Annotated in this window: 12 protein-coding genes and 1 riboswitch; of the genes, 6 read left to right on the top strand and 6 right to left on the bottom strand. The window is 70.7% G+C overall.

Annotated features, from left to right (window positions below):
• Positions 1 to 9: 9 nt before the first annotated feature.
• Positions 10 to 92: riboswitch (ZMP/ZTP riboswitch) on the bottom strand.
• The gene (locus tag ACGFJ7_RS38165) at positions 54 to 1,724 is read left to right on the top strand and encodes a cation:proton antiporter (protein WP_392646847.1); all 1,671 of its coding nucleotides are present in this window, start codon (positions 54 to 56) and stop codon (positions 1,722 to 1,724) included. It overlaps the preceding riboswitch by 39 nt.
• A gap of 155 nt (positions 1,725 to 1,879) precedes the next feature.
• Here the strand turns inward: ACGFJ7_RS38165 and ACGFJ7_RS38170 are convergent, their stop codons facing one another.
• From ACGFJ7_RS38170 to ACGFJ7_RS38185, 4 genes are all read right to left on the bottom strand, one after another.
• Positions 1,880 to 3,109: an SLC13 family permease gene (locus tag ACGFJ7_RS38170; RefSeq protein ID WP_360246229.1), complete on the bottom strand. Its 1,230-nt coding sequence runs from the start codon at positions 3,107 to 3,109 to the stop codon at positions 1,880 to 1,882.
• 9 nt (positions 3,110 to 3,118) lie between these two features.
• Positions 3,119 to 3,430: an STAS domain-containing protein gene (locus tag ACGFJ7_RS38175; protein WP_360246232.1), complete on the bottom strand. Its 312-nt coding sequence runs from the start codon at positions 3,428 to 3,430 to the stop codon at positions 3,119 to 3,121.
• A gap of 28 nt (positions 3,431 to 3,458) precedes the next feature.
• Complete coding sequence (locus tag ACGFJ7_RS38180) at positions 3,459 to 3,875, bottom strand: ATP-binding protein (protein ID WP_360246235.1); 417 nt, start codon at positions 3,873 to 3,875, stop codon at positions 3,459 to 3,461.
• Between the two features lie 69 nt (positions 3,876 to 3,944).
• Positions 3,945 to 4,736, bottom strand: a complete 792-nt coding sequence (locus tag ACGFJ7_RS38185) for an SDR family NAD(P)-dependent oxidoreductase (protein WP_360246238.1) — start codon at positions 4,734 to 4,736, stop codon at positions 3,945 to 3,947.
• 361 nt (positions 4,737 to 5,097) lie between these two features.
• Between ACGFJ7_RS38185 and ACGFJ7_RS38190 the strand changes: the two genes are divergently transcribed.
• Complete coding sequence (locus ACGFJ7_RS38190) at positions 5,098 to 5,817, top strand: RNA polymerase sigma factor SigF (protein ID WP_360246544.1); 720 nt, start codon at positions 5,098 to 5,100, stop codon at positions 5,815 to 5,817.
• 59 nt (positions 5,818 to 5,876) lie between these two features.
• Here ACGFJ7_RS38190 and ACGFJ7_RS38195 read toward each other — a convergent pair whose 3' ends face one another.
• Positions 5,877 to 7,457, bottom strand: a complete 1,581-nt coding sequence (locus tag ACGFJ7_RS38195) for a glycoside hydrolase domain-containing protein (RefSeq protein ID WP_360246241.1) — start codon at positions 7,455 to 7,457, stop codon at positions 5,877 to 5,879.
• A gap of 163 nt (positions 7,458 to 7,620) precedes the next feature.
• On the opposite strand from ACGFJ7_RS38195, the gene ACGFJ7_RS38200 reads away from it, so the two are divergent.
• The 4 genes from ACGFJ7_RS38200 (at position 7,621) to ACGFJ7_RS38215 (ending at position 11,113) form a co-directional block, all read left to right on the top strand.
• A complete protein-coding gene (locus ACGFJ7_RS38200; protein ID WP_360246244.1) occupies positions 7,621 to 8,280 on the top strand; it encodes a DedA family protein in 660 nt (219 codons plus the stop codon).
• Between the two features lie 73 nt (positions 8,281 to 8,353).
• Entirely contained in the window at positions 8,354 to 9,160 is an 807-nt protein-coding gene (locus ACGFJ7_RS38205) for a hypothetical protein (protein WP_392646850.1), read from the top strand.
• A 195-nt stretch (positions 9,161 to 9,355) separates the two neighbouring features.
• Positions 9,356 to 10,249: a LamG-like jellyroll fold domain-containing protein gene (locus tag ACGFJ7_RS38210; protein ID WP_392646851.1), complete on the top strand. Its 894-nt coding sequence runs from the start codon at positions 9,356 to 9,358 to the stop codon at positions 10,247 to 10,249.
• 6 nt (positions 10,250 to 10,255) lie between these two features.
• Positions 10,256 to 11,113, top strand: a complete 858-nt coding sequence (locus ACGFJ7_RS38215) for a LysR family transcriptional regulator (RefSeq protein ID WP_360246250.1) — start codon at positions 10,256 to 10,258, stop codon at positions 11,111 to 11,113.
• Here ACGFJ7_RS38215 and ACGFJ7_RS38220 read toward each other — a convergent pair.
• Positions 11,079 to 12,263 (bottom strand): glycoside hydrolase family 18 protein, encoded by a 1,185-nt coding sequence (locus ACGFJ7_RS38220; RefSeq protein WP_360246252.1) that lies wholly within the window; start codon positions 12,261 to 12,263, stop codon positions 11,079 to 11,081. The genes ACGFJ7_RS38215 and ACGFJ7_RS38220 overlap by 35 nt on opposite strands.
• Positions 12,264 to 12,271: the final 8 nt, after the last annotated feature.

Raw genomic sequence — 12,271 nt, forward strand, 5'->3', positions numbered from 1 at the left:
CTATCACGATGAAGAGGCCCAGGCGCACGGCAGGTCAGAGGAGCCGCTCCCCGATGGTGGCCCATCCGAACGCGCCAGTCACGGCCCGGGGCCAGCATACCGGGCGAGAACGGGTTCGCGCTGATCCGGCGCTGACGGGACCCCCGTGGAAACGATCACTTACTAGGGTGATCGGAGTGAACGGCGTACAGATCCTGCTGATCATCGGCTGCGGCATCGCGGTCTCGTCGCTGGCCAAGCGGCGGGGCGTCGAGCCCGGCTGGATCATCGTGGTGCTCGCGGCCGCGGCATCCTTCATTCCGGGGGTGCCGCGGCTCGAGCTCGAGAGCGAGGTGATCCTCGCGCTCGTGGTGCCGCCGCTGCTCTACTCGGCGACCCGCGGGGCGTCGTTCGCGTCGTTCGGGGCGAACCTGCGCCCGATCATCAACCTCGGTGTGATCCTCGTGGTGCTGACCGCCGGCGTGCTCGGTTACGTGACCTCGTGGATCCTGCCGACGCTGGGGCTGGCCACCGCTTTCGTGCTGGGCTCGGTGCTGGCGCCGCCGGACACGATCACCACCGTGTCGCATGGGGAGGAGATGGGGCTGCCGAAGCGGGCCACCTCCGTGCTCACCGGCGAGAGCCTGGTCAACGACGCGACCGCGCTGACCCTGTTCGCCATCGCGGTGGGCGCGGTGAACGGCGAGCACGCGACCTTCGGCGGCGGTGTGGCCGAGTTCTTCCGCAACGCGGCCCTCGGGGTGCTCATCGGTGCCGCGCTGTCCTCGGTGGCCCTGCTGATCCGCAAACGGCTGCGCAATCCGACGCTCGAGACGGCGCTGGTGCTGCTGGTGCCGTTCACCGCGTTCCTGGCCGCGGAGGAGGCACACGCCTCGGGCATCCTGGCCGTGGTGGCGGCCGCCTTCGCGATCACGCTGAACCTGTCGCTCGACCCCAACTTCCAGTATCCGGGCGGCTACCTGACCCGGATCCAGGAGAACAACGTCTGGCCGGTGATCGACTTCCTGCTGGAGACCTTCGTCTTCGCATACATCGGCCTGCAATTGAAGTTCGTCCTGCGGGATCTGGCCCAGGAAGAGGAGCCGGGCCTGACCCGCACCCTGGTCGCGGCCGGGGTGCTGCTGGTGGTGGCGATCCTCTTCCGGCTGTTCGGCGTCTTCGTGCTGTTCGAGCGCTACCGGCGCCGGGACACTCGCCGCAAGCGCCGGATCAAGGAGGACGTCTACTACCGCGCCCGCTGGCAGCGGCACGAGGAGGAGCGCCGCAAGCGCGGCCTGAAGCCGCAGGAGCCGCCGACGCGCAAGGAGATCCTGCTGGTCGGCTGGACGGGCATGCGCGGCATCCTCACGCTGGCCGCCGCGGCCGGTATCCCGGAGCACACGGCGTCGGGCGCGCCGTTCCCCGGCCGCGACGCCATCCAGGCCATCGCGCTGATCGTCACGCTCGGCACCCTGCTGATCCAGGGCACCACGATCGGCTGGCTGGCCCGCAAGCTGAAGTTCGACCTGGCCGGCGAGCACGCCGAGGAACAGGCCGACCGCGAGGAGGCCGAGCGGATCGTCGCCGAGGCCGCCGCCCAGCCGGCGGCGGACCTCGACGCGAGCTTCGACGCTCAGCGGCTCGCCCTGGCCACCGCGGTCCGCGATCACCGGGTCGGCCAGGACGCCGCCCGCGAGATCATCGACGAACTGGACCTCCGGCAGGCCGCCCGGCATACATCCTGAGCAGAGCGTCAGTTCCGTAACCAGTTTTACTTGCCTGTAACACCGAGCATCGATAAGACTGACTGCGTTGGTCGCACCCCCGCCTCCGAATCCCCCACCGGATCACCTCGGCCGTCCCCGGGCCGGTCCCGGCCGCGGCGGCGCGGGGTGCGCCCCTATATGCCGGTCAATTGCAGGCCGAGCCACAGCGCGAGCACGCCCGCGGCCAGCGCGACCGGCACCGTGACCAGGCCCAGCCGCAGGAAGACGCGCGCGTCCGGGGCCGCGTCCTGGTTGTGCAGGATCTGCCGCCACAGCAGCGTGGCCAGCGAACCCACGTAGGTCAGGTTCGGGCCGACGTTGACGCCGATGAGCATGGCCAGCAGCAGGCCCGGCGACGACTCGACGCCGGGCAGCAGCACCAGCGTGGCCGGCAGGTTGTTCAAGAGGTTGGCCAGTACGGCGGCGAGCCCGGCCATGGCCAGCATCTCCCCGAGGCCGGCGCCGTCCGGCACGAGATGATCGATCAACGACCCGAGCCCGTGCACCCGGACCGCCGCCACCACGACGCCGAGAGCCAGCACGAAGGCGCAGAATGCCGGGTTTGCGGCCTTGATCAAGGTCAACGGCGACGACCGCAGCGGTACGGCGAGCGCGATCGCCCCCACGACCGCGACCCAGGCCGGGTGCACGCCCAGCGGCTGCGCCACCGCGAAGCCGGCCAAGGTCAGCCCGAGCACCACCAGCGCGTACCGAGGGGGCGGGCCGTCGTCGCCGTCGGTCTCGGGCTCGGCGCGTACCCGCAGATCTCGCCGGAAGAACCAGCGGAACACGACGTACTCGGCGAGGATCACGGCCACCCAGGGCAGCGCCATCACCCCGGCGAAGCCCAGGAAGGTCAGGCCGCTGGCCGCGAAGGCGAGCAGGTTGGTCAGGTTGGAGACCGGCAGCAGCAGCGACGCCGAGTTGGCCAGGTGGGCCGACGCGTAGGCCGGCGGGCGAGAGCGGACTCCGGTACGGGCGGCGGTCACCAGCACGACCGGGGTGAGCAGCACGACCGTCGCGTCCAGGCTCAGCACCGCCGTGGTCAGCGCGGCCGCCACGAAGACCGCGCCGAGCAACCGCACCGGGCGGCCGCGGCTGATCCCGGCCGCGATCCGGCCGGCGTACCGGAAGACGCCGTGCTCGTCGGCCAGCTGCGCGACGACCAGGACGGCGGCCAGGAAGCCGACGGTCGGGCCGAGCTCGCGCAGCTCGTCCCAGGCCGCGCTCAGCGGGACCAGGCCGGCGACCACGGCGAGCACGGCCGCCGGCACCGCCGCCGCCGCCTCCGGCAGGCCGCGGGGACGGATCACCGCGAACGCCAGCACGCCGGCGAGCAGCAGCGCCGCAATGATCAAGTCCACGGCGGGAGACTACGAGCCGAACAGCTCTCCCGCACCCGAGACGCCGAGTACGCGGGCCACCACGCCGGTGGCCTTCGTCACCCGGAAGGCGGTGCCACCGGCCTGCGCGGCGTTGTAGCCGTCGATCAGCGCGCCCAGGGCCTCGGAGTCCAGGAAGGTCGTACCGCCGAGGTCCACGACGACGTCACCGCCGTCGACAGCGGTCAGAATCGCCACCCGCAGGTCGTCACGGGCGTTGATGTCCAGTTCGCCGTCGATGCGCAGGAGGGTGGCCGCACCATCGGCCGTCCGCTCCTGGCCGATGTTGTAGGAGTCAGCCACGGGCCTTTTCTACCAGCAGTTGATCGGATCAGCCCGGGAAGCTGGCCCAGACGTGCTTGGCATCGCCGGTCGTGTACCAGCCGACGTCGATCGCGAAGGTGCGTGCGAGCTGGAGGCCGAGCCCGCCGGCGCCGAGCGGGCGCCCCTCGGCCACCCGGGGCTCCGCCTCCAGGTCGTGGTCGGCGACGTCGATGATCAGCCGGTCCTCCTGCCGGAGCAGGCGCACTTCGGTCGGCGGCAGCCCATGCCGCAGCGCGTTGGTCGCCAGCTCGGTGGCGACCACGGCCACCTTGTCGGTCAGGTCGTCCTGCGCCGCCGCGGGCACCCGCGCGATCGCCTCACGCAGGGCCGCCCGCAGACCGCGCAGCTCACCGAATTCGTCCAGCTTCCAGCACCGCAGCTCGGACGCGGCCGGAAAGGGTGCCGAGACGCGGAGCGAAGTCATGGGTCCATCTTGCCCGTTCTGCGGCTCCTGACACTGGCCCGTACAGACCTGGACCGGACAACTTACGTACTAATCCGATTTGGCACTGCCCGGCTCGGCCATCTTCCGGTGCATCTCGGCCTTGGCCTTGTCCGGCATCACCTTCGACGCGGCGCCCTGCACCTTCGTCTTCAGCGATCCGGCCACCACCTTCTCCTCGCCCTTCATCAGCGCCTTGAAGCCCTGCTCGGCGACCTGGGCCGGATCGTCCTTCTTGCCGGTGCCGACCGCGGTGTCCATCATCTCGGCCCGCTCGAAGAACTGTGTGTCCGTCGGCCCCGGCATCAGCGAGGTGACAGTGACCCCGGTGTCCTTGAGCTCGGCCCGCAGCGCCTCGGCGAACGACTGCACAAAGGACTTCGACGCGTTGTAGACCGCCTGGTAGGTGCCCGGCATCATCGACGCGATCGACGAGGTGAACAGCACCCGGCCCGCGCCCCGCGCGACCAGGTCGGGCAGCACCCGCTTGGCCAGGTGCACGGTCGAGGTCACGTTCACCGCGATGATCTCGAGCTCGTCCTCCAGGTCGGTCTCCCGGGTGAAGTCGCCACCCAAGCCCCGGCCGGCGTTGAACGCGATCGCGTCGACCGGGCGGCCGGCCTCGCGGATCGCGGCGTACGCCTGCTCCACGCCTTCGAACGTGGCCAGGTCGGCCCGCACCGCTGTCACCTGGCGCTCGCCGTCGCGGCGGAGGTCGGCCGCGGCCTGCTCGATGTCGGCGTCCTCGGCCACCACCAGGAGATCGAAGCCGTTCTGTGCGAATTGCCGTGCCAGCTCATATCCGATGCCACTCGAGGCACCCGTCACCACTGCGAAAGTCATGCCCCTGGCGTGCCCGCCCCGGAGCGATTCAATCGACCACGGGCAAGATCCGCTCCGTATATTTGCTATCACGCAAAGTAACTCATACTTTCGGCTAGTCTTTCCTGGCCCTCTCGGCTAGGGTTCTCATATCCGAACGGCCACGTGTGCGGGTCGATGGTTATCGGATCGATCGCCGTCGACCAGATAAAGGGACACCCGACCGAACGGGTCCAGCCAGTGATGGCGGGACCGGCTCTCCGGTAGGTGCCAGGGAGGACCAAGCATGACCGTCACCGAGACCAAGACTTCTGCTGACGCGGAGACGATTCCGGCCGGCGCCGCGGCGCCCGTCGACAGCGCCGCCGAGCTGCTGAACGCGATGGCCGCGATGCCGGCCGGTCACCCGTCCCGCGCGGCCCTGCGCGACCGGGCGATCGAGGCCTGGCTGCCGCTGGCCCGCCACCTCGCCCACCGCTACTCCGGCCGCGGCGAGCCCACCGACGACCTCGTCCAGACCGCCAACGTCGGCCTGATCAAGGCCATCGACAAATTCGACCCCGAGCGCGGTGTCGACTTCGCGGGTTACGCGATCCCGACGATCATCGGTGAGATCAAACGCCACTTCCGCGACCGTACGTGGTCGGTCCGCGTCCCGCGCCGCCTGCAGGAACTGCGCCTGGCCATCACCGAGGCCAACAGCACCCTGACCCACAGCCTCGGCCGCTCCCCGACGGTCGCCGACGTCGCCACCCACCTGGGCGTCAGCGAGGAAGACGTCCTCGAAGGCCTCGAAGGCGCCCGCGCCTACAACGCCACCTCGCTGTCCACCCCGATCTCAGCCGACGGCACCACCGAACTCGGCGACACCCTCGGCGGCGAAGACACCGAGTTCGAACTCGCCGAGACCCGCGTCGCCCTGGGCCCGGCCCTGGCCACCCTCGACGAGCGCGAGCAGAAGATCCTCACCCTGCGCTTCTACGGCAACCTGACCCAGTCGCAGATCGCCGACCAGATCGGCATCTCCCAGATGCACGTCTCGCGCCTGCTCACCAAGGCCCTGACCAAGCTGCGCGCGCAGCTGTCGGCCGACGCGCTCTGATTCACCGACTTTCGTGGCCGGCCCGGTTCGGGCCGGCCACGACTGTTTCCGGCGCTTTCTCAGGCGATCGGCGTCAGCGGGCCGTAGCCCGTGCCGATCCTGATCGCGGGACGCAGCGTCGTGCCCGCGCCCGGCAGCAGCAGCAACGCGCCGGTCGACTTCTGCACGGCGGCCAGGTCAGGGAAGCCGTCCCGGTCGAAGTCGCCGACCGAGATCACGTCACGCAGGCCGCTCGCGACGGTGCCGAGCGGGAACTGCCGGACGAAACCGTTCTTGCGGCCGGTGATCAGGTAGAGCTTGCCGTCGGCGAGCCGGGCCACCAGATCGGGCCAGCCGTCCCGGTTGAAGTCGCCGGCGCCGGTCAGCTCCGTCTTGCCGCCGAAACCCTTGCCCACCTGCTTGGCGCCGCGGAATTTGGCGCCCGCCTGACCGGCGTACAGGAAAAGGTTGTTGCTCTTGGAAACGGCGAGAAGGTCGGGGTAACCGTCGCCGGTGAGGTCGCCGATCGTGGTGATGTCGCGCAGCACCTGCCAGCCGCTGCCGACCTTCTTGCGCGTACCCAGGCCCGAGCCGGTGCCGGGATAGAACCACAGGTCGCCGTTGCTCTGCCGGGCGACGACGTCCTCGCGGCCGTCCCGGTTGAGGTCGAGGCGGACCAGCGCGTTCATCGCGGCGAAGCCGCTGCCGATCGTGCGCCGGGCGGCGAAGTCGACGCTGCCGCCGTTGCCCGGGAACATCGAGACGTACCCGGTGGCCGACCGGGCGATGACGTCGGACCAGCCGCTGACGTTGAAGTCGGCGCCGCGGGTCCGGGACAGCGGCGCGAAGTCGACGTAGTTGCTGTCGACGTTGATCGTGACGCCGCCCCACGTCTCCTTGTGACCGCCGCGGTACTGCTTCATCCGCCGGTGACCGGGCCAGGCCGTGGCCGGGATCTTCGCGTCGGTCAGCGTGACGACCTGGTCCCAGCGGGCGAAGTCGACGAAGTCGGGCCGGGCGTGACCGGCGGCCGAATAGCTCGCCACCTGGTCGGCGATGCCCGAACTGACGCTGCTGTAGAAACCGCTGAAGTAGCCGCCGTCGTGCAGGCGGGACGTCCAGCCGTTCATGAAGGCGAGCACGCCCGTACGGCAGGCGGCGTCGTCCGTCCGGTAAGCCTCCATGTCGTAGATGATCACGGAGTCGCGGGCGAGACCCAGCGCCGTCGCCTGGGCGATGGCGTCCGTCGCGGCGGCCCGGCCCTGACCGCCGGCCTGCGCGTTGGTGATCAGGTTGCGGCCGCGGCCGACCGTGGTGCACGAGGCCTGCGGCCCGACGTACAGCGGAAGCAGCTTCCAGCCGGCCTGCACCTGCTCCTTCACCCAGGCGGCGGTCAGCTGCGGCTGGGCGCACCCCCGGTTGACACCGCCGATGTAGATGCCGATCGCCTTGAACGGCGACGACTGGCGCCACGCCTTCATCGCCGCGCTCGACGGCGCGCTGCACGCGTCGAAGGCGTACCCCTTGAAGGTTCCAGGTTGGACGGTGACGAACGTGGCCGCGTCGGCCCGGGTCAACGCGAACGACGACAAACCCACCACCACGGCGGCGATGACGCCACCGGCGAGCAACTTGCGGCGCGCGCGCAACAGAACCTTCACGGCGTAGCAGCCAAGCAAAGAGAACCGTGAATGCGCCAGGCCCGAACGGCCGATCTTCAGCGCCGTCCGGCGCGTTCGGCACGGGCCGCCCGGGTCCCCGTTCGAACAACCATCGCCACTCTGTGCGTTGCGCCACCCGAAGCCCGGCTACCGTAGATAAGCGATGCCACCTTCAGCCGACCTTCCGGGATTCCTGCACGGCGTCGCTCCGTACCTCGACCGGTGGGGCTACCTCGCCGTCGCGGGTTCCATCGGAGTGGAGAGCTTCGGAGTCCCCGCGCCCGGGCAGACCATCATGGTCGCCGCGGCGATCTACGCCGGCGCCGGCCGGCTCAACATCTTCGGTGTGGCCGCGATCGCCTTCATCGCGGCCGTGCTCGGCGACAACGTCGGCTACTGGATCGGCGTCAAAGGCGGCCGCAAAGCCGCTCTACGCTGGGGAAAGTACGTTTTCCTGACCCCCGAGCGGCTGGCCCGGGCCGAGGGCTTCTTCGCCCGGCGGGGCGGCCGGATCGTCGTGGTGGCCCGCTTCATCGACGGACTGCGCCAGTTCAACGGCGTGATCGCCGGCATCACCGCGATGCCGTGGAAGCAGTTCCTGCTCTACAACGCGATCGGGGCGGCCCTGTGGGTCGGCTTCTGGACGACCGTGGCGTTCGTCTTCGGCACCCACCTGGTCGAGATCATCGAGCACGCACTCCGGTACAAATGGTGGGCAATCGGGATCATCACCATCGCTCTTGTGTCCTACATAACTCTTCACGTACGTCACATTCGTCGCCGCCGGGCTCGCGCGGCCGAAGTTGTCGAGCAATCCTCGTAACTTTGACTTCGCCTTCATGTCGTCCGTCGTCAATCCGCGGGTACGGCCAAAGGTGAGACGAAAGGAGACACTCGTGAGTTCGAACCAGCTCGACCGTCGCCGCGACGCGTCCGGAGCCGCCCACGAAGCCGCCGAACGCGCCAAGACCACCGTCACCGAACTCGAGAACCGCCTGCGCACCAACGCCGACATGACCCTGCGCCAGAAGCAGGCGCTGCGCAACGCCGAGGCCGAGGCCCGCCGGCTCAAGCGCTCGCTGAAGACGCAGGAGCGCGACAAGGCCCGCCTGGAGAAGGCGCACAAGAAGGCTGTCGCCAAGGCGGGCAAGGCCGCGGCCCGCGCCACCGCACTCGAGGAGAAATACAGCAAGGCCGTCCTGGCCGACCTGATCACCCGCGAGAAGGCCCGCGACCGCGCCGCCGCCACCAGCCCCACAACCGCTGAGGCCCCCTCGGCCACCCCCGCCGCCACCTCGACCGCCCAGGCCGCGCCTGTTACCGACGCCGGCGCCACCTCGACCGGCACCAAGGCCGCGCCCGCGACCGCCGCGGGGGCTAAGGCCGCGCCCGCTACCACCAAGGCCGCCCCGGCCACCGTCGGCGCCGCAAAGGCGGCCTCGGCCGCGCCCGTGGCCGAGGTTGCCGACCTGCCCGCTACGCCGGCCGAGGAGGTGGCCGCCGACGAGGGCGCCTCCACTGCCCGCGCGACCGCTGCCCGTGCCACGGCCCGCAAGGCGGCCACGGCCGCCTCGACCCGGACCACCACCTCTGGCCGCCGCGCTGCCGCGCCCCGCAAGGCCGCCACCCCGGCGCCCGAGGTTCCGGCCACGACGACCGCCCGTAAGACCGCCGCCCGCAAGACGACGTCCCGCTCCTCCTGATCCGCCCGAAGGTTCGCTTCCCGCGGACGGCGCCCTCCCCCAGCCCTCAGGGGACGGGAGATCGCCGTTGGCGGGGAGCGTTCATTCCGGTTTCGCACCTTTTAGGCCTGATTAGTCCTTTTGGTGGCCAGGTTCGCCCGGTTCGAGGGGGCGGAAGTCGCCAGGACGAATGGGCCGACAGGCGATAATTCGGGCATGCGATCTTGTTGGTTCGGCGCTGCCCTCGTCGCCGTCTCGACGGCGGCCGTTTCCCTCATCGCCAATCCGCTGCCCGCGCACGCTCCCCTCGCAGCGCCGCCCGAGGCCCTCGCCGCCGCGCCGGACCAGGCCGGGCCGGGGCACGAGCGGGCGGCCGCGCCCCTGGCCGCCGGGCTGGGGGCGGTGCCTGGGGTGCCGCGCCGGATGGAAGGGGCTCGGGGAGAAGGGCCCGCGGTGGCGCCTACGCCGACTACGGGGCTACTGGTGGCTCGGTACGCGTTCAACGGGCGGGCCGGGTCGATCATCGACGAGTCGGGGCGGGGGCACACCCTGCGCGTCATCTCGGGGCACGGTGGGGCCGTTCGGCGGGTCGTACATGGGCAAGGGTCGGCTCTGGCCTTTCCCAGCCGCTGCACCGCGCGGGTCTGCCCGCATGTCGCGCTGCAGACCGCCACCTCCTCCGCCGATCTCAACCCGGGTACGCGCAACATCGCGTTCGGAGCCGAGGTCATGCTGACGCCGGGGCAGACCAGCAAAGGGCAGAACGTCGTGCAGAAGGGCTACTCGACCACCAGCAGCCAGTGGAAGCTGCAGATCGACGGCGCCGCCGGCCGGCCCAGCTGTGTGCTGGTCGACGACAAACGGCCGCCCATCCGGATGGCCACCAGCTCGGTCAGCGTGGCCGACGGCCAGTGGCATTCCGTCGAGTGCCGGCGGGTCGCCACCAACCTCTTCGTGCTCGTCAACGGCTATCTGCGCGGCCGCACCACGATCCCGGCCAAGCTGTCGATCACCAACGACCGGCCGATGAGCATCGGCGGCAAGGGCGCCTACGCGGACAACGACCAGTTCAACGGCGCGCTCGACAACGTCTGGGTGCAAATAGGCTGACCGCCCATGGAGCTCTCCCTGGACCTGCTGCGTACCTTCCTGGCCGTCTACCGGGCCGGGTCGGTCACCGCGGGCGCGCGGCGGCTCTCGCTGTCCCAGCCGACCGTGACCGGGCAGCTGCGGGCCCTGGAGTCCGCGCTCGGCAAGCCCCTGTTCACCCGGCTGCCGCGCGGTGTCGCGCCCACCCCGGCCGCCGACCTGCTGGCCCGGCGGGTCAGCGAACCCCTCGACAAGCTGGCCGGGCTGGTGGTCGACGAGGCCGGCGCGGACGAGGTGCACCTGGGCGGGCCGACCGAGTTCCTCACCGCCGTGGTGCTGCCGGCGGCCGGGCCGCTCGTCGCCCAGGGCCTTGCGCTGCGGGTCAGTTTCGGCCTGCCGGCCGAGCTCACCGCCCGGCTGCGGGACGGCTCGATCGACCTGGCGCTGCTCAGCGTGCGGCCGCGCGGGGCCGGACTGCGTGTCGAGCCGCTCTGCGACGAGGAGTTCCTGCTGGTCGGGCCGCCCGAGGTGGCGGGGCGCGACCTGAAGACGGTGCCGCTCGTCGCGTACGCCGAGGACCTTCCGATCGTCCGCCGTTACTGGCAGACCGAGTTCGGCGCCCGGCCTTCGCGGGACGCGGCCGTGGTCGTACCCAATCTGCACGCCGTGCTCGCCACCGTGATCGCCGGCGGCGGCTACAGCGTGCTGCCCGAATATCTGTGCGCGGCCGATCTCGCGGCCGGGCGCCTGGTGCGGCTGCACGAGCCGGCGGTCGTCCCGTTGAACACGATCTACCTGGCCGAGCGGGCCGGCGAACCGCCGTCGCCGGCCCGGGAGCGGCTGGCCGGGATTATTCGGTCGGCGGCGCGGCCAGCCCCGAGCTGACCGCGCCGAGCAGGTCGCCCTTGGCCGTGTCGCCGGACAGTTCCCACGCGAAGGCCCCGCCCAGCCGTTTGCCACGGGCGTACTCAATCTTGGTCTCGATGGTTTCCGGTGTGTCGTAGGACCACCATTGGGTGCCGCAATGTGCGTAGGCCGTGCCGGCGATCGTGCCGGTCGGTGGGCAGCGCTGGGCCAGGATCTTGTAGTCCTCGAGGCCCTTCTCGTATCTCCCGGGCGCCGGGCCGGACGCCTCGCCGCCCGGTTCGGCCTGGGTGACGCCGTCCCAGCCGCGGCCGTAGAAGCCGAGGCCGAGCAGTACCTTCTCCGGGGGGACGCCGAGGGCGAGGAGCTCGTCGACGGTGGCCGTCGTCGTGGACGTCTCGCGAGGAATGCCGGGGTAGGTGGTCAGCGGCGAGTGGGGTGCCGTCTTCGGGGTCTTGCGAGCGTCGTCGCCACCGGCGCCGAAGTAGTCGTACGTCATCGCGTTCAGCCAGTCCGCCGTACCGGAAACGGTCTTGTAGTCGGTGGCCTTCAGCTTGGACACGTCGGCCGGCACCGCCGCGGTGATCAGCGCGCCGGGGCCGAAGGCCGAGCGCAGCGCGGTGATCATCTTCGGCAGAGCGCCGGGACCGCTCTTGTCGCACTGCAGGCCACAGGCGTTCGGGTACTCCCAGTCGATGTCGATGCCGTCGAACAGGCCGGACCAGCGCTGGTCGGTGACCAGCTGGTGGCAGGAGTCGGCGAACGCGCCCGGGTCGCGGGCGGCCTCGGTGAAGCCGGCCGAGCCGGTCCAGCCGCCGAACGACCACAGCACCCGCAGGTTCGGGTGTTGCCGTTTGAGCTCGCGGAGCCGGCCGAAGTTGCCCTGCAGTCCGGAGGAGCCGGCCGAGATCGGCTTCTGATAGTCGGCCCAGGCGTCGGCGACGGCGCACCGGCCCTTCTCGACCTTGCCGAAGGCGTAGTTGAGGTGGGTCAGGCGGTCGGCGGCGCCGCTGGTGACCAGGTCTTCGACCTGGAAGTCGCGGTTGTAGACGCCCCAGCCCGTGAAGTAACCGACGATCTTGGGCGTCGCCGGCACGGGCTCCTCGTCCGGACCACTGCAAGCGGACATGGCGGCGATCATGAGGATGATCAAGACTATTCGGGCGCGCACCGCTCCGA

This window comes from Actinoplanes sp. NPDC048988, assembly GCF_043197815.1.
Lineage (GTDB): Bacteria > Actinomycetota > Actinomycetes > Mycobacteriales > Micromonosporaceae > Actinoplanes.